Origin of the sequence: Streptomyces flavochromogenes, from assembly GCF_000717595.1 — a bacterium.
Lineage (GTDB): Bacteria > Actinomycetota > Actinomycetes > Streptomycetales > Streptomycetaceae > Streptomyces > Streptomyces flavochromogenes.
Genome location: NZ_JNZO01000011.1, coordinates 62396 through 81214 on the forward strand (window position 1 = coordinate 62396; position 18819 = coordinate 81214).

Consider the following 18819-nt stretch of genomic DNA (forward strand, 5'->3'; position numbering starts at 1 on the left):
CCTGACCGATGTACAACCCCACAGTCGCCCGGCTCACCTACCGGGCCCTCCTCGGCCGCCGCCGGGCCCTGATCCTCTTCCTGCTGCCCGGCATGCTGCTGCTCATCGCCGCGGCGGTGCGCGCCTTCAACGGTGCGGACGACCAGGTCGCGGCCGATGTCCTCGGCGGCTTCGCGCTGGCCACGATGGTCCCGCTGATCGGTGTGATCGCCGGTACGGGCGCGATCGGACCCGAGATCGACGACGGCTCGATCGTCTATCTGCTGTCCAAGCCGGTGAAGCGGCCCTCGATCATCTTCACGAAGCTGATCGTCGCCATCGCGGTGACGATGGTCTTCTCGGCGGTACCGACGTTCATCGCCGGCTTCATCCTCAACGGCAACGGCCAGCAGGTCGCCGTGGCGTACACGGTGGCGGCGCTCGTGGCCTCCATCGCGTACAGCGCGCTGTTCCTGCTGCTGGGCACGATCAGCCGCCACGCGGTGGTCATCGGCCTGGTCTACGCCCTGGTGTGGGAGGCCCTGTTCGGTTCCCTGATCGAGGGGGCGCGCACCCTGAGCGTCCAGCAGTGGGCGCTCGCCCTCGCCGAGAAGGTCACCGGTGACGGCCTGATCACCTCGGAGGTCAGTCTCACCACGGCGGTCGTGCTCCTCTCCGCGGTCACGATCGTGGCGACCTGGTTCGCCGGCTTCAAACTCCGCACGCTGAAGCTGGCGGGCGAAGAGTAGAAGCGGACACGGAAGCGGTACGGCTCCGAGGCCGGGCGCCCCACCCCGGGAGCCCCACCCCGGAGCCGCACCGCAACCCCCCTCCCCTCACACCGTCCGATCCCGTGCGGCGAAGAGCCCCACGGTGAGGGCCGCCGCGCAGACGCCGAGGACCACACAGATCGGCAGCGTCCAGGAGCCGGTGGCCTGGTGCAGGGCGCCGGCCGCGAGCGGGCCCGCGGCGGCGAGCAGATAGCCGACCGTCTGGGCCATCCCGGACAGCCGGGCCGCGGTCACCGCGTCCCCGGAGCGCAGCACGATCAGGGTCAGGGCGAGACCGACCGCCCCGCCCTGGCCGACCCCGAGCACCGCCGACCAGAGCCAGGCACCCTCCACCGGCGCCACCATCAGACCGGCGTAACCGGCCGCGACCAGCGTGGTGACCAGGACGATCAGCGGACGCTGGCTCCGCATCCGGCCGGCGAGCAGCGGTACCACGAAGGCGCCCGCGACCTGGATCAGGTTGTTGAAGGCGAAGACGACGCCGGCCGTGGAGCGGCTCATCCCGTGGTCGGTGAAGATCGTCGGCATCCAGGCGATCAGCACGTACGACCACAGCGACTGCAGGCCCATGAACAGCGTGACCTGCCAGGCGAGCGCCGAGCGCCAGACGCTCACCGGGCGGGCGCCGGCGGCCGGGACGGCCCGTACCGCGTGGCCGGTGCGGCCCCGGGCGATCAGGACCTGGGGCAGCCAGGCGACCGCGGCGACCACGGCGAGCAGGGACCAGAAGCCCAGCGAGCCCTCCCAGCCACCGCCGAGCGCCTTCTCCAGCGGCACAGCGGCCGCCGCCGCGACCGTCGCACCGGCGATCATCGCGCCCGTGTAGACCGAGGTCATCGCCGCGGCCCGGTCCGGAAAGTCACGCTTGATCAGGCCGGGCATCAGCACGTTGAGCAGGGCGATCGCGGTGCCGACGAGGATGCCGCCGCCGTACAGGGCGTACACGGAGGGCAGCACGCGCGCGAGGATGCCCACGGCGAGCAGCAGCAGGGCCCCGAGCAGCACGCGTTCGGCGCCGAAGCGGCGCCCCAGCCAGGGCGCCACCAGCGCGCCGACGCCGAGGAACAGCACCGGCACCGACGTCACGAGCGAACTCGCCGTGGAGGAGAGTCCGAAGGCCCCGGATATCTCGCCGACCAGCGGCGCCACGCTCGCGAGCGCGGCCCGCATGTTCAGCGAGGCCAGCACGATTCCGGCCAGCAGCAGCGCCGGATGCGCGAGCAGCGCCCGCCGCGCCGCAGCCCCTGCGGCCGACGCCGGGACTCCGGCCTCGGCGTCGACGAGGACGGGGGGCGGTACGGGGGAGGGGGCGGCGGAACCCTCCGTACGGGTCTCCGCGCTCATCGGGAGTTCTCCGTCAGTGCCGCGACCGTCTCCATCGGGACCCGCAGCAGTTCGCGGGCCTGGCGCTCCGCCGCCTCCGGGTCGCCCGCCTCGATCGCCGCGACCAGGGCCTCGTGGGCGTCGATGTCGACGGGCGGCATCTCCCGGTCGCCGAGGGCCTCGACGAGCACCTCGTGCACCTGGGCGGAGAAGAAGCGGTACACCTCGACGAAGGCCGCGTTGTGGGTGGCGCCGACGACCGCGAGGTGGAAGGCGAGGTCGGCGTCCGCGTTCCGGTCGCCCTCCTCGCGCAGTGTGGTGAGGGCCGCCCGGAGCCGCAGCAGGTCGTGGGTGTCCCGCCGGGCCGCCGCGAGCCGCGCCGCCTCGGCCTCCAGGGCGACCCGGAGTTCCAGGACGTCGGCCGCGCCCGCGTGCCGCACCCCGCGCAGCACGGCCGCCGGATCGGCGGTCGACCTGACGAAGGTGCCGTTGCCCTGGCGGGATTCGAGCAGGCCCGCGTGGACCAGGACCCTGACCGCCTCGCGGACGGTGTTGCGGCCCACACCGAGCTGCTGGGCGAGCTCGTGCTCGGTGGGGATGCGGTCGCCGACCGCCCACTCTCCGTCCGCGAGCTGCGTCCGCAGCTGGTCCACCACGGAGTCCACCAGCGAGGTCCGCCCCGTCGCCCTGAGTGCCATGCCGTTCCGACCTTCCATTTGCCCGGTTGCCCGGTCATCCTACAACTGACCGTGGGCGGGACACCGGACTACTGTGGGCCCGTACGCGGACCGAACACCCTCACCACCCTCGGGAGTCAGTCATGTCAGACCGCTTCGACGTCGTCGTACTCGGAGCTGGCCCCGGCGGCTACGTCGCCGCCATCCGCGCCGCCCAGCTGGGCAAGCGGGTCGCGGTCGTCGAGGAGAAGTACTGGGGCGGTGTCTGCCTGAACGTCGGCTGCATCCCCACCAAGGCACTGCTGCGCAACGCCGAACTGGCCCACATCTTCAACCATGAGGCCAAGACCTTCGGCATCAAGGTGGACGGCACCGTCTCCTTCGACTACACCGAGGCGTTCCGCCGCAGCCGCTCGGTCGCGGACGGCCGCGTCAAGGGCGTCCACTTCCTCATGAAGAAGAACGGGATCACCGAGTTCAGCGGCCGGGGAACCTTCCTCGACGCGAACACCCTTCAGGTCGCCAAGTCCGACGGCACCTCGGAGACGATCCAGTTCGACAACTGCATCATCGCCACCGGCGCCACCCCGCGACTGCTCCCGGGCACCGCCCGCAGCGAGCGCGTCGTCTCGTACGAGGAGCAGATCCTCGCCGAGGACGCCCCGCAGTCGATCATCATCGCCGGCGCCGGCGCGATCGGCATCGAGTTCGCGTACGTCCTCAACAACTACGGCACCAAGGTCACGATCGTCGAGTTCCTCGACCGGATCGCGCCGCTGGAGGACGAAGAGGTCTCCAAGGAGCTGGCGAAGCAGTACCGCAAGCTCGGCATCGACGTCCTGACCTCGACCCGCGTCGAGGCCATCGACGAGTCCGGCCCGCAGGTCCGCGTCACCGTCACCGGCAAGGACGGCGTCCAGAAGGTCCTGGAGGCCGACAAGGTCCTCCAGGCCATCGGCTTCGCCCCGAACGTCACCGGCTACGGCCTGGAGGCCACCGGCGTCGCCCTCACCGAGCGCGGTGCGATCGACGTCGACGGCCGATGCCGCACCTCCGTGCCGCACATCTACGCCATCGGCGACGTCACCGCGAAGCTGATGCTCGCGCACACCGCCGAGGCCATGGGTGTCATCGCCGCGGAGACCATCGGGGACGCGGAGACCATGGAGCTCGACTACCCGATGATCCCGCGCGCGACCTACTGCCAGCCGCAGATCGCCAGCTTCGGCTGGACCGAGGCGCAGGCCCGCGAGAAGGGCTACGACGTCAAGGTCGCCAAGTTCCCGTTCGTGGCGAACGGCAAGGCGCATGGCCTCGGCGACGCCACCGGTTTCGTCAAGATCATCGCGGACGGGACGCACGGCGAGATCATCGGCGCCCACCTGATCGGCCCCGACGTCACCGAGCTGCTCCCCGAGCTGACCCTGGCGCAGCAGTGGGACCTCACCGTCCACGAGGTCGCGCGGAACGTCCACGCGCACCCGACGCTGGGCGAGGCCGTGAAGGAAGCGATCCACGGCATTGCCGGACACATGATCAATTTCTGAGGTTTCCACCGGTTCGGGGTGATAGGCACGGACACGTGCCTCCCGAGAACCTCCCGGGTGGCGAACCGTCCCGACCGCTCAGGTCGTGGGTGCGTTCGTCACCCGGTACGCATCTCTGGCTCGCGGTCATCGCGATCACCAGCCTCGTCATCGCGCTGTCCCCCCAAGGCCTCGATAGCTATCTGCTGCACCGCAACAGCAGCAATCTCCACCAGCTGTCCCACCATCCGCTGAGGGCCCTGCTCGGCAGCGCGTTCTGGATCGAGGACCCGGCCGACCTGCTGCTGTACGCGGCGCTGTTCGAGGTGATCCACGCGCCCGTGGAGCGGTGGCTCGGTACGGCGAAATGGCTCTTCGTCGTCGCCACGGCCCATATCGCGGCCACGCTGATCAGCCAGCAGGTCGTCCTGGTGGCCATCCGCCTCCACGACGTGCCGCGCAGCATGGCGCATGTCGTCGACATCGGGGTCAGCTACGGCCTCGCCGCCTCGGCGGGCATCCTCACGTACCGGCTCGCCCGCCCCTGGCGCTGGCTCTACCTCGCGGCAGTGGTGGCCTTCTTCGTCGTACCGCTGCTCGCCGACCGCACGTACACCGATCTCGGGCATGCGATCTCGCTGGCCATCGGCCTCGCCTGCTACCCGCTCACCCGCGGAAAACCATTCGCCCCCGAACAGGGGCCCGGCGCACACTAGTTGTACGGGGGACACGGGGGTTCCCCCGAAAAGAAGGGGCGGCCGCTTCGAGCGCGTGGACCTGGTCCACGCGGGCCGCCCCTTTTCTTTTCCCCGCGGCCGGTCAGACCGACAGCAGCCGCTCCAGGACGACGGCGATGCCGTCCTCCTCGTTCGAGGTGGTGACCTCGTCAGCCACCGCGCGCAGTTCGACGTGCGCGTTGCCCATGGCCACGCCGTGCGCCGCCCAGCCGAACATCGGGATGTCGTTGGGCATGTCGCCGAACGCGATCGTCTCCGCCGCCTTCACACCCAGCCGGCGCGCCGCCAGGGAGAGACCGGTCGCCTTGCTCAGACCGAGCGGCAGGATCTCCACCACACCGGGCCCCGCCATGACGACGTCGACGAGACCGCCGACCGTCGCACGGGCGGCGACGGTCAGCTCGTCGTCCGACAGCGTCGGGTGCTGGAGGTAGAGCTTGGTCAGCGGCGCCGCCCACAGCTCCGCCGGATCCTCGTACGGCACGTACGGCAGCGGTCCCGGGTGCACCCGGTAGCCGGGGCCCATCAGGACCTCGCCCTCCAGGCCGTCGCGACTCGCGGCCAGCGCCAGCGGGCCGACCTCCGCCTCTATCTTCGAGAGGGCGAGCCCCGCGAGCTGCCGGTCCAGGGTCAGCGAGGTGAGCAGCCGGTGCTCACCCGCGTGGTAGACCTGCGCGCCCTGCCCGCACACCGCGATGCCCTCGTAGCCGAGGTCGTCCAGGATGTGCCGGGTCCAGGGCACCGCCCGGCCGGTGACGACGATGTGCGCGGCGCCCGCCTCCGTGACGGCGGCGAGCGCGTCCCGCGTGCGGGCCGAGACGGACTCGTCGGCGCGCAGCAGCGTGCCGTCGAGATCCGTCGCGACCAGGCGGTAGGGGAAGGAGCTCACTTGGCGATCGGCTCCAGGACCTCACGGCCACCGAGGTAGGGCCGCAGCATCTCCGGGACGCGCACGGAACCGTCGGGCAGCTGGTGGTTCTCCAGGATCGCCACGATCGTCCGCGGTACGGCGCAGAGCGTGCCGTTCAGGGTGGCGAGCGGCTGCACGGTCTTCTTGCCGCCCTGCTCGTCGCGCATGCGGACGGAGAGACGGCGGGCCTGGAAGCTGTTGCAGTTGGAGGCGGAGGTCAGCTCGCGGTACTTGCCCTGGGTCGGGATCCACGCCTCGCAGTCGAACTTGCGGGAGGCGGAGGCGCCGAGGTCACCGGTGGCGACGTCGATGACCTGGAACGGCAGCTCCAGACCGGTCAGCCACTGCTTCTCCCACTCCAGGAGCCGCTGGTGCTCGGCCTCGGCGTCCTCCGGCGCGACGTACGAGAACATCTCGACCTTGTCGAACTGGTGGACGCGGAAGATGCCGCGGGTGTCCTTGCCGTACGTGCCGGCCTCGCGGCGGAAGCAGGGCGAGAAGCCCGCGTACCGCAGGGGCAGCTTGTCCGCGTCGATGATCTCGTCCATGTGGTACGCCGCGAGGGGCACCTCGGACGTGCCGACGAGGTAGTAGTCGTCCTTCTCCAGGTGGTACACGTTCTCCGCGGCCTGGCCGAGGAAGCCGGTGCCCTCCATGGCGCGCGGACGGACCAGCGCCGGGGTCAGCATGGGGATGAAGCCGGCCTCGGTGGCCTGCGCGATCGCCGCGTTGACCAGGGCGAGCTCCAGGAGGGCGCCCACGCCGGTCAGGTAGTAGAAGCGCGAGCCGGAGACCTTGGCACCCCGCTCGACGTCGATGGCGCCGAGCGCCTCGCCGAGCTCCAGGTGGTCCTTGGGCTCGAAGCCCTCGGCCGCGAAGTCGCGGATGGTGCCGTGCGTCTCGAGGACGACGAAGTCCTCCTCGCCGCCGACCGGGACGTCGGTGTGGACGATGTTCCCGAGCTGGAGCAGCAGCTGCTTGGCCGTCTCGTCGGCCTCGTTCTGCTCGGCCTCGGCGGCCTTGACGTCGGTCTTGAGCTGTTCGGCCTTCTGGAGGAGCTCGGCGCGCTCCTCCGGGGTGGCCCTGGGGATCAGCTTGCCGAGCGCCTTCTGCTCGGATCGGAGCTCGTCGAAGCGGACGCCGGACGACCTGCGCCGCTCATCGGCGGAGAGCAGGGCGTCGACGAGCGCGACGTCCTCTCCACGGGCGCGCTGGGAGGCGCGAACACGGTCGGGGTCCTCACGGAGCAGGCGAAGGTCAATCACCCCACCAGGCTACCGGTGCGCGTTCGCCCGCCCCCACCGGATAACGTCACGCGTGTTGTCACGCGTGACGTTATGCCCGCATTGATACCCGTGAGAATGCCGGGAGCCGGGCTCCGCATTCAGTTATCCACAGGCTGTGCGGAAGATCTGTGGACTACGGGGAAGATCGCGTGGATTTCCTGCCCCGCCCCTGGGAATTCCGTGATCAAACACCATTGAGGCACTCATTTGGGTGGGAATTGCTCGCCCCAAAGAGTTGGTCGAGCGAACTGTGCTGACGAGGGCGTCTTCCCCGTGCTGTGGACAGTCGAGGCGGGTCGAGGAGTGGCTAGGGCGATTTGTCGACCTTGTCGGGGTGAGCTGTCGACTTGTCCCCAGGTCGAACGAGGAGCCTGTGGATAACCGCTGTGGGTAACTGAAAAATATGCAGGTAGGACTAGTGGTTCGCACCTGTGGACGAACGCTCCCGTCACCGGGAGCGTTCGGTCAGTATCGGGTCAGGCCCGACCGTCCTGGGCCCTCGCCAACCAGTCGGAGGCCGCCATGAACTCCCCGTCCGAGGTGCCGCGCCGCAGCGCTGCCACGTCCTCGACCGCGACGCCCGCCCTCGGGTACGAGCCGAGGAAGCGCACCTTGGGGCACATCCGCTTGAGCCCCATCAGCGCCTCGCCCACCCGCCGGTCCGAGATATGGCCCTCGGCGTCCACGGCGAAGCAGTAGTTCCCGATCCCCGCCCCCGTGGGCCGGGACTGGATCAGCATCAGGTTCACCCCGCGCACCGCGAATTCCTGGAGCAGTTCGAGGAGGGCACCCGGATGATCGTCACCCAGCCACAGCACCACCGAGGTCTTGTCCGCGCCGGTCGGCGCGGCCGGCCGGGCCGGCCTGCCCACCAGGACGAACCGCGTCTCGGCGTTCTCCGCGTCGTGGATCTCGGTGACCAGCGCCTCGAGGCCGTACGTCACCGCCGCGAACTCCCCCGCGAAGGCGGCGTCGAAGCGGCCCTCCTGCACCAGCCGGGCCCCGTCCGCGTTGGACGCGGCGGACTCCCACAGGGCTTCGGGAAGATGCGCCCGCAGCCAGTTCCGGACCTGCGGCTGGGCCACCGGGTGGCCCGTCACGGTCTTGATGTCCGACAACTTGGTCCCCGGCCGCACGAGCAGCGCGAAGGCGATCGGCAGGAGCACCTCGCGGTAGATCATCAGCGGCTCGCCGGAGGCCAGCTCGTCGAGGGTCGCGGTCACCCCGCCCTCGACCGAGTTCTCGATCGGTACGAGAGCGGCGGCGGCCTCCCCGTTCCGTACGGCGTCGAGCGCGGCCGGGACCGAGACCATGGGGACGAGTTCCCTCGTCGCGGCCTCGGGCAGCGTCCGCAGCGCGGCCTCCGTGAAGGTGCCCTCGGGGCCGAGATACGTGTACCGGTTGGCGGACATACCGTCACCCTAATGGGCCCCGGAGCCCCGGGCCGCCCGCCCGACGGGACACGTGTGTCCGCCGGCGGCCGACCCGGCCGGTCAGGACTCCAGGAGCCGCTGTCCCACGTACTCGCCCTCGGCGGGACCGCCCGGGACCGCGAAGAGGCCGCTCGCCTCGTGCCGGATGAACGCGGACAGCGCGTCGCCCCGGTCGAGCTTGCGCTGCACGGGCACGAAGCCCCTCAGCGGGTCGGCCTGCCAGCAGACGAAGAGGAGACCGGCGTCCGGCGTCCCGTCGGCGGCGATCCCGTCGTGGAAGGAGAACGGCCTGCGCAGCATCGCCGCCCCGCCGTTCTGTTCGGGGGCGGAGATACGGGAGTGGGCGTTGTCCGGGATGACCGTCGTTCCGTCCGGACCGCGCTTGTCCAGGTCGAGCTCGGTGGTCTCGCTGCCGCCGCTGAGCGGGGCCCCGTCGGACTTCCGCCGCCCGATCACCTTCTCCTGCCGGTCGAGCGGCAGCTTCTCCCAGTCGTCGAGCAGCATCCGGATCCGGCGCACCACCGCGTACGAGCCGCCCGCCATCCACTCCGTCGCGCCCCCGGTGCCCGCCGGGACGAAGATCCGCCGGTCGAAGTCGGGATCGGTGACCTTCGGATTGCCCGTGCCGTCGATCTGACCCATCAGGTTGCGGGCCGTCATCGGCTTCGCGGTGGCACCGGCCGAGCGGTTGAAGCCGTTCATCTGCCAGCGCACCCGGGCCGCGTCGCCCGCGTCCTTCTGGAGGGCCCGCAGCGCGTGGAAGGCGACGAGCGCGTCGTCGGCGCCGATCTGCACCCACAGATCGCCCTCCGAGCGCCGCGCGTCCAGGGCGTCGGCCGAGAAGGCGGGCAGCGGGTCGAGCGCGGAGGGGCGACGGGCGGTGAGCCCGGTCCGGTCGAAGAAGGTACGGCCGAAGCCGAAGGTGACCGTGAGGGAGGAGGGGCCCGCGTCGAGCGCCACTCCGGTGTCCCCGGCCGGGGCCTTGCCCGCCATCAGGGCCTTCGCCGTCACCGACCAGCGGCGCAGCAGCGCTGCCGACTCCTTGCGACCGGCGCCGGGGGCGAGGTCGAAGGCGATCAGATGACCGCGGGACTGCAGGGGCGTGGTGATACCGGCCTGATGTTTCCCGTGAAACATCACCTCGGTCGCACCGACGGACGTCAGCGCCGGAGCGCCACCGGCTCCGGTCCCGGCGGTGTCGTCGCCCGACCCGGCCGCGGCGACCCCGACGCCACCGGCCGCGCCGATGACGAGCCCGGCCGCGCCCGCCGCGCCGACGGTGCCGAGGAGGCGCCGCCGGGAGATCTCAGGATTGTCGTTCTCGGTCACGGGTCAGCCGATCTTCACGTTCTTCTCGATGGTGGTCTGGTCGATCTCGGAGGTACGGACGGTCACCTGGATCCGCCACTCGCCGGGCATCGGGATCTGGACGCCGCTCGCGCTCCAGTGTCCGGTCTGGATCCGGTCCGGGGCGACGGGCAGCGGGCCGACGTCCTTCGCCTCCAGGGTGAGGGCGACCTTGATCTCGGGGACGTCCAGCGGCTTGCCGTTGGGGCGTTCGACGAAGAGGTGGAGTGCGTTGGCGCCGGTGCGGCCCGGGTCGAGGCTGAGCCTGACGACACCCTTGCCCTCGATGCCGCCGGTGTCGAAGGGCAGCCGGATGTCGACGGGCCGGTCGGGCACGGCGGCCGGGCCGGAAGCGGCGGTGCCGCCCCGCCCCGCCTCCTCCTCGGTGCGGCCGGGCTCGGTCGAGGTGAGGACGGTGGTGACGGCGAGGAGCACGACGGCGACGGCGGCCTCGGTCAGCACCGAGCGGCGCAGACCGGCCCTCTCGGGGTCGGCGTCCCGCTCCCGCTTGCGCCGCGCGGTGGCGACGGCGGCCCGCTGTCGGGCGAGCTGAGCGGCCCGCTCGGGATCGTCGGTCTCGGCGGTCCCCGTGGCCTCGGTCTCGGCCGCCGCCCCCGCGCCGGCGTCGACGGCGCCTTGAGCCGTGCCGGTGCCTTCAGCCTCGTGGGCCTCTTCGGTTTCCCCGGCCTCCACCGCGGCCTCCGTCTGCTCGGCCGCCGTCTGCTCGGCTTCCTCCGCCGGCTCAGGGGCGGCGAGGCGCTGGGTCCAGCGGCGCGAGATCCAGGCGATGCCGATGAGGACGCACATCAGGCCGATCTTGACGAGCAGCAGTTGCCCGTAGCGGGTCCCGGTCAGCGCGGACCAGGAGCCCACCTGGCGCCAGGACTGGTAGAGGCCGGTGGCCGCGAGGACGGCCACGGAGCCGAAGGCCACCTTGGAGAAGCGTTCGATCGCCGAGCGGTCGACGGACGGCGCCTTGTAGAGGGAGACGAGCAGCACCGTGAGACCGCCGAGCCAGGTGGCGACGGCCAGCAGGTGCAGGATGTCGACGGGCATGGCGATCCCGGGCTGGATACCGGTCGAGGCGTGCTCCGCCAGCGCCCAGGTGCCGGCGATCCCCGCGGCCACGACGGTGCCGCCGACGCCGAGTCCGAACGCGAGGTCCTTCTTCTCCTTCGGGTCGGTCCGCCGGGCGTAGGCGCCGAAGAGGACGGCCACGAAGAGCGCGGCCGCGCCGAGCAGCAGCAGCCGGGAGGTGAGCGCGGCGCCGGTCTTCGTCTCCAGGACGGCCTTCAGACCCGCCAGGTCGAAGGCGTCGGAGAGTTCACCGGAGCCGGTGTACGGGTTGCGCAGGAGCAGCATGGCCAGGGTGGCGCCGGTGAGGGCCAGCCAGCCCCGGACCACGGTCTGCTGGACGGGGCGGACGCTCGCGCCGCGCGGCCAGCAGGCCAGGACGAAGGCGCCGCCGCCGACGAGGACGGCGAACCCGGCGTACGAGACGTAGCGCGCGATGCCGTAGAGAGTGCCGACGATGCCGCCGCCGGCCGTCCGGTCGGGCAGGGCGACGGACGTCGCGGAGGGGGCGCCGATGGAGAAGGTGAAGGCGCCCGCGATGGGGTGGCTGTCGGCCGAGACGGTCTGCCAGGCCACGGTGTACGTGCCGTCGGGCAGCCCGGACCGGAGCGCCACCCCGTAGCGGACGATCGAGCCGCTGCAGAGGTCGAGTATCTCGCCGGTGTCGGCCCGCCGGCCCGCCGGGTCGAGGACCCGGATCGAGTCGGCGCTCATGGCGACCTGTTCGGAGAAGGTGAGGTTGACCTCCTTGGGAGCGGCGGCGACCACCGCCCCGTCCTTCGGATCGCTTCCGGTCAGCGCCGCGTGCGCGGACGCGGGGGCGGCACCGGCGAGCAGCGTGCCGAGCAGCGCGGCCGCGAGGATCAGCAGCCGGGCCAGGGCGGTACCGAGGCGCGGGGCGGTGGTTGTCATCTTCCGGTTCTCTCCGTCAGTTCTGTGAGAACTCCGTCAACGCGCTCAGTGCTGCTGCGGGTTGTGGTTGGCGGCTTCGACGGGAAGGTCGACCTTGATCGGGTCGGACTTCTCGAAGTGGAGCTCGATGCTGACCTTCTCGCCCTGCTTGGGCTGCTTCTTCAGTTCCATGAACATGATGTGGTTGCCACCGCGGGCGAGCTTCAGCTCCCCGTTCGCGGGGATGTCGAAGGACTTCACCTCCTCCATCTTCTGGTTCTTCGTCTCGTGGATCGTGACGTCGTCCGAGAGGGAGCTGGTGACCGAGGTGAGCTTGTCCGCGGTGCCGCTGTCGTTCTTGATGGTGAGGAAGCCGCCGGCCATGTCCATCACCGGCTGCGGCATGAACGCGCCGCTGACCTTCAGGTCGGGCTTCCCGTCCTCGGACGCTTCGGACGAGGACGAACACCCGGTCAGCGCGAGCGCGGCGGCGAGCGCCACGGAGGCGGACAGGGTGGTGGTGCGGCGGTTCACGGGTTCTCCCCCTTGATGAGCTTCGGCAGATCCTTGGCGTAGTCGTCGACGCTCGTGTCCTCGCCGTACAGGACATAGCCCTGGTCGGTCGTCGGCGAGAAGGCGATCACCTGCGCTCCGTGCATGGAGACGACCTTGCCGTTCTCCTTCTTCGGCGGGTCGATGCCGATGCCGATCTGCCGCGCCCCCGCCTGGATGGTGGAGAACGAACCGGTGAGACCGGTGAAGGAGGGGTCGCCCGCGGCGGGCAGCCACTTGGCGAGCTCGGCCGAGGTGTCCCGCTCGGGGTCGGTGGTGACGAAGACGACCTGGAGCTTGTCCTGGTCGGCCTTGGGGAGCTGCTTCTTGGCGATGGCGATGTTGCTCATCGTCATGGGGCAGACGTCGGGGCAGTGCGTGTAGCCGAAGTAGATGAGCGTCGGCTTGCCCTTGGTCCGCTCCCGCAGGTCGTACTTCTGGCCCTTGGTGTCGGTGAGGACGAGCCCGGGCTTGGTGAACGGCCGGTCGAGGACGGTCGCGGCCTTGGTGGAGTCGTCGCCGCCGGAGACCACGGCGACCGAGCCGGAGCCGTCGGCGGAGGACTTGTCGTCGTTGCCGCCGAGGCCGACGGCCGCGGTGATGCCGATCGCGGCGACGATCGCGATCGCGGCGACGATCAACGGGGTGTGGCGCCCGGGACGGGCGGGGCCGTCCTCGGGCTTCTGAGAGGGGGTCTTCTCTGCGGACATGCTGTTTCTTTCCGCTTCTTTCCGGGTTCTCTGGATGAGGGCGGCCGTCAGGCCGAGCGGCGGCGGCCGGCGAGGACACCGAACGCGACGCCGGCGATGCCGACGAGGATGCCGATGACGCCGAGGATCCGGGCCGTGGTGTCGGAGGAGTCGGCGGCGGCCGTCTCCTTCTTCGCGTCGGCCTTGTCGTCGTGCCCGGCCTTCTCGTCCGCCGCGGCCGGAGCCGAGGCAGAGGCGGACGGGGCGGCGCCACCGTGGTGGTCGCCGGAGGCGGCGGAGAGCTTCAGGACGGGGGCGGGGTTCTGCGGCTCCTCCGCGCCCTCCTTCTGCTCCTCGATCCAGCGCACGACCTCCTTGTTGTCGTACGTCTGGATCGCCTTGAGGACCAGCTGGTCGGCGTCCTCGGGCAGCTGGCCGAGGGAGAGCGGGAACTGCTGGAACTGGCCGGGGCCGATCTTCGAGCCGTCGGCGGTCCACGTCACCTTGGAGACGGCCTCGTTGATGGTCTTGCCGTGCAGCTCCAGCGGCTTGCTGAGCTTGCTCTTGGTCACCTCGGCCTTCCAGCCGGGGATGGGCTGCGGCATGACGGAGGCGAGCGGGTGGTCGAGCGGGAAATTGACCTCGACCTTCACGGTGGAGGCGTTGTCGCGCTCGTTCGGGACCTTGATGTTGACGGTCGCGTAGCCGCCCTTGGTGGCCTGGCCCTGCGGCTGAACGCTCACGTGCGCGAACGCCGTGCCGGACAGCAGGACGACGGAGGAGAGGGCGATGCCACCGGCGAGGGCGACCCGGGTGGCGGAGACGCGGGAGGAGACACGGGAAACGGTCATGGCAGAAGACACTCCAGCTCGGAGGAAGGCGAGGGAGTCCGGCGCGCCGCGGGACAGACCCTGGAGCGGCGTGCGGACGAGCACGGCCCCGCTCCCTGTGAGCGGTCCGCGTCAGGCTGCGAGAACGCAGTCGACGGCCGGCGGGCCCCGCCTGATCAGCGTGTCCTCGAGTGCCTCGGCCACCGGCGGTGGCGAGGAGTCGAAGGCCGCACGGACCGTCCGGCGAGGCCCGGTGCCGGGCGTCGCCGCGAGGCCGTTGAGCAGCGCCCGAACGAGCCGGAGCGCGGCCCGCAGCGAGCGGACGAGGGCGCATTCGGCGAGCTCCGTCGCCCCCTGCTCGGAGAGTTCGACGAGACGGCCGAGGGCCCGGTCGCCGCGGCGCAGCAGCCAGCCCGTGGCCACGGCGGCCAGCAGGTGGCCGAGGAGCATGGGCAGACCGGGCAGCAGCTCACCGGCGGGCGCGGTCGCCGCGGCGGCCGTGTGTCCGAGGTGGTGGGCACCGGACTGCGCGGTGGCCGGGTCGAGCCCGGCGTCGCGGATGATCCTGGTGGCGTCGGCGGAGGTGAGGGACGAGGGCCCCGCGCCGCAGACGAGCCGTGCCGCCATTCGTACGAGGGCGTCGTCGGCCTGCTGGCTCAGGCCGAGCCGGCGCTGGCCGAGACCGAAGAGGACGTGCAGCCCGAGCTGTCCGCCGGCGAGGGCGCCGACGACGAAGCCGAGCGAGCGTTCCCGTCCGGTGAAGAGGACGGTGATGCCGAAGACGCCGAGGAATCCGGCGAGCAGCGTCCACAGGGCGATGCCCGCACAGGCGGCGATGGCGTGCCCGAGCGCGGACAGCACGACGCAGACCGCGGTGAACACCGCGGCCCTCAGCAGCCGTGGAGCGAGCGCGGGGGCATTCATGGCGGGCCCATCATCGCACCACGGGCCCCACCGGTATGAGGCAGGTCCAGAAGGTCGTTCTTGGGGCTCTTGCGGGTCTTCGGGGTGACATACACCGGCGCACTGGCCCGATGCATCCGCCGATCGAGCGCTCTTGACGCGTCCGTGCGCTTACGAAGGGTTCTGTCCGGCAATAGGTATCGGTATGTCGAGCCGCTGCCGGGAGGCTGGAGTATGAGCATCTGGTGGTCACTCCATCTGCGGCGCGAAGCCGCGAGCGTGCCGCTCGCCCGAAGGCTTCTGCTGGGCACGATGGAGACGGCGGGTGTCGATCCCGACGTGTCGTACGAACTGTCGGTCGCGCTGACCGAGGCGTGCGCGAACGCGGTCGAGCACGGTGGCGACGGGTCCGACGCGTCGGGTGCGGCCGGCAGGGCCTATCGGGTGACGGCGTACCTGGACGGCGAGACCTGCCGTATCGAGGTGGCGGACTCGGGCCCGGGTTTCCCCGGCGCCGAGCTGCCCGCCGCGCCGTCGGACGCCGAGCACGGCCGGGGGCTGCGTCTCATCGAGGAGCTCGCGGACCATGTGCAGTTCGGCAACCGGTCGGGCCGGGGCGGTGCGGTGGTCAGCTTCGACAAGATCCTGAAGTGGAAGGACAGCCCTTCCCTGCTCATGGCGTGAGCACGGGAGCACGGGGAAGGGCCCCCGCCGGTCGGTCGGCGAGGGCCCTTCGGTTCCAACGTACGCGGAGGTCAGCCCTTCAGCGCGGCCATCCACGCCTCGACCTCGTCGGCGTGGCGCGGCAGCGCGTCCGAGAGGTTCCGGTTGCCGTCCTCGGTGACGAGGATGTCGTCCTCGATCCGGACGCCGATGCCGCGGTACTCCTCCGGCACGGTCAGGTCGTCGGCCTGGAAGTACAGACCCGGCTCGACGGTCAGGCACATGCCCGGCGCGAGGGTCGTGTCGACGTAGGCCTCGGTGCGCGCGGCGGCGCAGTCGTGGACGTCCATGCCGAGCATGTGGCCGGTGCCGTGCAGGGTCCAGCGGCGCTGGAGGCCGAGCTCCAGGACGCGCTCGACCGGGCCCTCGACGAGGCCCCACTCGACGAGCTTCTCGGCGAGGACGCGCTGCGCGGCGTCGTGGAAGTCGCGGTAGGCGGCGCCGGGCTTCACCGCGGCGATGCCGGCCTCCTGCGCCTCGTACACGGCGTCGTAGATCTTGCGCTGGAGCTCGGTGTACCGGCCGTTGATCGGCAGGGTGCGGGTGATGTCCGCGGTGTAGAGCTCCGTGGTCTCCACGCCGGCGTCGAGCAGCAGCAGGTCGCCGGAGCGGACGTCGCCGTCGTTGCGCACCCAGTGCAGGGTGGTGGCGTGCGGGCCGGCGGCGCAGATGGAGCCGTAGCCGATGTCGTTCCCCTCGACGCGGGCGCGGAGGAAGAAGGTTCCCTCGATGTAGCGCTCGCTGGTGGCCTCGGCCTTGTCGAGGACCTTGACGACGTCCTCGAAGCCGCGGGCGGTGGAGGCGCAGGCCTTCTCCAGCTCGGCGATCTCGAAGGAGTCCTTGATGAGACGGGCCTCGGAGAGGTAGACGCGGAGTTCCTCGTCGCGCTCGGCGGTGACCTTGTCGGTCAGCGCGGCCTCGATGCCGGCGTCGTGGCCGCGCACGTTGCGGACGGGGCCGGTGGCCTCGCGCAGCGCCTCGGCCAGCTCGCGGACGTCCTTCGCGGGGACGCCGAGGAGCTGCTCGGCCTCGGTGAGGGAGTGGCGGCGGCCGACCCACAGCTCGCCCTGGCCGTCGAGCCAGAACTCGCCGTTCTCACGGTCGGAGCGCGGCAGCAGGTAGATCGTCGCCTCGTGGCCGCTCTTCGTCGGCTCCAGGACGAGGACGCCGTCCTGGGTCTGGTCGCCGGTGAGGTACGCGTACTCGGTGGAGGCGCGGAAGGCGTACTCGGTGTCGTTCGACCGGGTCTTCAGCCTGCCGGCCGGGATCACCAGGCGCTCGCCCGGGAAGCGGGCGGAGAGCGCCGCGCGGCGCTCGGCGGTCTTGTCGGCCTGGGCGATCGGCTCCAGGCCGCGCAGCTCGGTGTCGGCCCAGCCGGACTTCATGTTCTCGGCCAGCTCGTCGGAGACGCCCGGGTACAGGCCGTTCTTCCGCTGCTTGATCGCCTGTTCCTCAGTCTCTTCCGGGGTCTCCGGCGTGAGCTCCTCGGCCACGGGTCTGCCTCCTCTTGGTACGACACTGAACCCCCACCATCGTACGGTCGTACGGAAGGGGGCCCAGGGCCGGAAGACCCATTACCGGAATGTCACGCTCCGCTTACGTGTACCCACGCGGGCGGCCGCCCCGTGCCGCTCAGTCGAAGCGGGCGGCGAGCAGGACCACGTCCTCCCCGTCCACGGCGGTGTCGAGACCCTCGGGCAGCATGGTCCGCAGGACGTGGTCGGCGACGGCGCCCGGGTCGCCCCGGTCCGCCTTCGGCACGCTCGACGCCGCCGCGTGGAGCCGCGCGAAAGCCCGGTCCATGGCGTCGCCGGTACGGCGCAGCAGCCCGTCGGTGTAGAGAAGCACCGTTTCTCCGGGCTCGGGGGACAGCTCCACGCTCGGCGCCTCCCAGCAGGACAGCATCCCGAGCGGGGCCGAGAGCGAGGTCTCGACGAACTCGGTGCGCCGATCCCCGATGACCAGCGGCGGCGCGTGCCCGGCGCCCGCGAGGACGATCCGGCGCTGCGCCGGTTCGGCGTACGCGAAGAGCGCGGTCGCCGAGCGGGCCGGTTCGGTGAGCCGGAGCAGGAGCTCCAGGTCGGAGAGGACGGCGACGGGGTCCTCGCCCTCCATCACCGCGTACGCGCGCAGGGAGGCGCGCAGCCGCCCCATGGCCGCGAGTGCGCTGGGTCCGGTGCCGGAGACCGAGCCGACGGCGAGGCCGAGGGCGCCCTCGGGCAGCGGCAGCGCGTCGTACCAGTCGCCGCCGCCCCGGGGGCCGGTGCGGTGGCGGGCGGCCAGCTGGACGCCGGGGACGCGGGGGAGACGGCTGGGGAGCAGCTCCTCGGCGATGGTGGCGACCTGCACGCGGGCGCGTTCGACCTGGAGGAGGCGGGCGAGGTGCTCGGTGGCGAAACGGCCGTAGAGCCCGATGAGGTGGCGCTGGCGGTCGGTGGGTTCGGCGGGCTCGTCGTAGAGCCAGACGGCGGCACCGAGCCGTCCGGCCTCCTCGGTGGCGAGGGGGAGGGCGTAGCTGGCGGCGTAGCCGAGGCGGGCGGCGACCTCGCGGTGGCGCGGGTCGAGGCCCTCCTCGGTGCGGACGTCGCGGATGGCGATCGGATCGGGGACCCGCTCGGGGTGGACCGGATCGGGGAGGCCGTCGAGGAGGCGGCCGTAGCTGCTGGTGCCGCGCGGGACGGTCTCGATCGTGCCGAGGTCCGAGTGGGCGAGGCCGAGGCCGATGGTGGAGGCGGGGCCGAGCCCGTCGGCCGGTTCGAGGACGGCCATGCCGCGGCGGGCCCCGACGAGGGCGGCGCCGGCGCCGAGGACCTCCCGGAGGGCCTCGTCGAGGGAGGCGGTCCTGATGAGGCGCTCGGTGAGTTCGTGGAGGGTGGTGAGGTCGGAGACCCAGGAGGCCAGCCGGTCCTGGATCAGCGCTCCCGGTGGGGAGACCGGTTCGGAGGGTGCTGCCGCCGCGGGGACCCCGGGGAGGGGCGCCGTAGTGTGCGGGGGCCCGGGAACCGTTGAATCGATTCCGGCCACTTTCGGCATCTGTGGGGCGCTCATGTCAGTCGGCTTTCCGACCGGTGCGTTTGACGCCATAGCATCGCAAACCCCCATGTCATTCTGAGCCGCTCGATGCATCCACATGTACACGCACAAGAGG

17 protein-coding genes are annotated in these 18819 nt (G+C 71.4%); 4 read left to right on the plus strand and 13 right to left on the minus strand.

Features of this window, described 5'->3' with window-relative positions; translation table 11 throughout:
- Window positions 1-8: 8 nt before the first annotated feature.
- Window positions 9-728: an ABC transporter permease gene (locus IF00_RS0114310; protein ID WP_030318027.1), complete on the plus strand. Its 720-nt coding sequence runs from the start codon at window positions 9-11 to the stop codon at window positions 726-728.
- Window positions 729-815: 87 nt separating this feature from the next.
- Here the strand turns inward: IF00_RS0114310 and IF00_RS0114315 are convergent, their stop codons facing one another.
- Both IF00_RS0114315 and IF00_RS0114320 read right to left on the minus strand, forming a co-directional pair.
- Window positions 816-2114 (minus strand): CynX/NimT family MFS transporter, encoded by a 1299-nt coding sequence (locus tag IF00_RS0114315; RefSeq protein WP_030318029.1) that lies wholly within the window; start codon window positions 2112-2114, stop codon window positions 816-818.
- Window positions 2111-2791 carry a FadR/GntR family transcriptional regulator gene (locus IF00_RS0114320; RefSeq protein ID WP_030318031.1) on the minus strand — a complete coding sequence of 227 codons (681 nt, stop codon included), beginning with the start codon at window positions 2789-2791 and terminating at the stop codon, window positions 2111-2113. Before IF00_RS0114320 ends, IF00_RS0114315 begins: the two co-directional genes overlap by 4 nt.
- A gap of 122 nt (window positions 2792-2913) precedes the next feature.
- Between IF00_RS0114320 and lpdA the strand changes: the two genes are divergently transcribed.
- Window positions 2914-4317 (plus strand): dihydrolipoyl dehydrogenase, encoded by a 1404-nt coding sequence (gene lpdA, locus IF00_RS0114325; RefSeq protein ID WP_030318033.1) that lies wholly within the window; start codon window positions 2914-2916, stop codon window positions 4315-4317.
- A gap of 35 nt (window positions 4318-4352) precedes the next feature.
- A complete protein-coding gene (locus IF00_RS0114330) occupies window positions 4353-5012 on the plus strand; it encodes a rhomboid-like protein (protein ID WP_030318034.1) in 660 nt (219 codons plus the stop codon).
- Window positions 5013-5115: 103 nt separating this feature from the next.
- Here the strand turns inward: IF00_RS0114330 and IF00_RS0114335 are convergent, their stop codons facing one another.
- The 9 genes from IF00_RS0114335 to IF00_RS0114375 form a co-directional block, all read right to left on the minus strand.
- Window positions 5116-5922: an HAD family hydrolase gene (locus IF00_RS0114335; protein WP_030318036.1), complete on the minus strand. Its 807-nt coding sequence runs from the start codon at window positions 5920-5922 to the stop codon at window positions 5116-5118.
- Window positions 5919-7208: a serine--tRNA ligase gene (gene serS / locus IF00_RS0114340; protein ID WP_030318037.1), complete on the minus strand. Its 1290-nt coding sequence runs from the start codon at window positions 7206-7208 to the stop codon at window positions 5919-5921. Before serS ends, IF00_RS0114335 begins: the two co-directional genes overlap by 4 nt.
- A 497-nt stretch (window positions 7209-7705) precedes the next feature.
- Window positions 7706-8641 (minus strand): prephenate dehydratase, encoded by a 936-nt coding sequence (gene pheA, locus IF00_RS0114345; protein WP_030318039.1) that lies wholly within the window; start codon window positions 8639-8641, stop codon window positions 7706-7708.
- Window positions 8642-8722: 81 nt separating this feature from the next.
- Window positions 8723-9991, minus strand: a complete 1269-nt coding sequence (efeB, locus tag IF00_RS0114350; protein ID WP_030318040.1) for an iron uptake transporter deferrochelatase/peroxidase subunit — start codon at window positions 9989-9991, stop codon at window positions 8723-8725.
- A gap of 3 nt (window positions 9992-9994) precedes the next feature.
- Entirely contained in the window at window positions 9995-11995 is a 2001-nt protein-coding gene (locus IF00_RS0114355) for a copper resistance CopC/CopD family protein (RefSeq protein WP_030318042.1), read from the minus strand.
- 45 nt (window positions 11996-12040) lie between these two features.
- Window positions 12041-12508: a copper chaperone PCu(A)C gene (locus IF00_RS0114360; RefSeq protein ID WP_030318044.1), complete on the minus strand. Its 468-nt coding sequence runs from the start codon at window positions 12506-12508 to the stop codon at window positions 12041-12043.
- Window positions 12505-13236, minus strand: coding sequence for an SCO family protein (locus IF00_RS0114365; RefSeq protein WP_051820251.1), 732 nt, complete (start codon window positions 13234-13236; stop codon window positions 12505-12507). Before IF00_RS0114365 ends, IF00_RS0114360 begins: the two co-directional genes overlap by 4 nt.
- A gap of 47 nt (window positions 13237-13283) precedes the next feature.
- Window positions 13284-14066, minus strand: coding sequence for a YcnI family copper-binding membrane protein (locus IF00_RS0114370; RefSeq protein WP_030318047.1), 783 nt, complete (start codon window positions 14064-14066; stop codon window positions 13284-13286).
- Between the two features lie 111 nt (window positions 14067-14177).
- Window positions 14178-14969, minus strand: coding sequence for a hypothetical protein (locus IF00_RS0114375; RefSeq protein ID WP_030318050.1), 792 nt, complete (start codon window positions 14967-14969; stop codon window positions 14178-14180).
- Window positions 14970-15182: 213 nt separating this feature from the next.
- Here IF00_RS0114375 and IF00_RS0114380 point away from each other — a divergent pair, with 213 nt between their 5' ends.
- Window positions 15183-15632 (plus strand): ATP-binding protein, encoded by a 450-nt coding sequence (locus tag IF00_RS0114380; RefSeq protein WP_030318052.1) that lies wholly within the window; start codon window positions 15183-15185, stop codon window positions 15630-15632.
- A 71-nt stretch (window positions 15633-15703) separates the two neighbouring features.
- Here IF00_RS0114380 and IF00_RS0114385 read toward each other — a convergent pair whose 3' ends face one another.
- Both IF00_RS0114385 and IF00_RS0114390 read right to left on the minus strand, forming a co-directional pair.
- Window positions 15704-17164 carry an aminopeptidase P family protein gene (locus IF00_RS0114385; protein WP_030318054.1) on the minus strand — a complete coding sequence of 487 codons (1461 nt, stop codon included), beginning with the start codon at window positions 17162-17164 and terminating at the stop codon, window positions 15704-15706.
- A 139-nt stretch (window positions 17165-17303) separates the two neighbouring features.
- Window positions 17304-18755 (minus strand): PP2C family protein-serine/threonine phosphatase, encoded by a 1452-nt coding sequence (locus tag IF00_RS0114390; protein ID WP_078944680.1) that lies wholly within the window; start codon window positions 18753-18755, stop codon window positions 17304-17306.
- Between the last annotated feature and the right edge of the window lie 64 nt (window positions 18756-18819).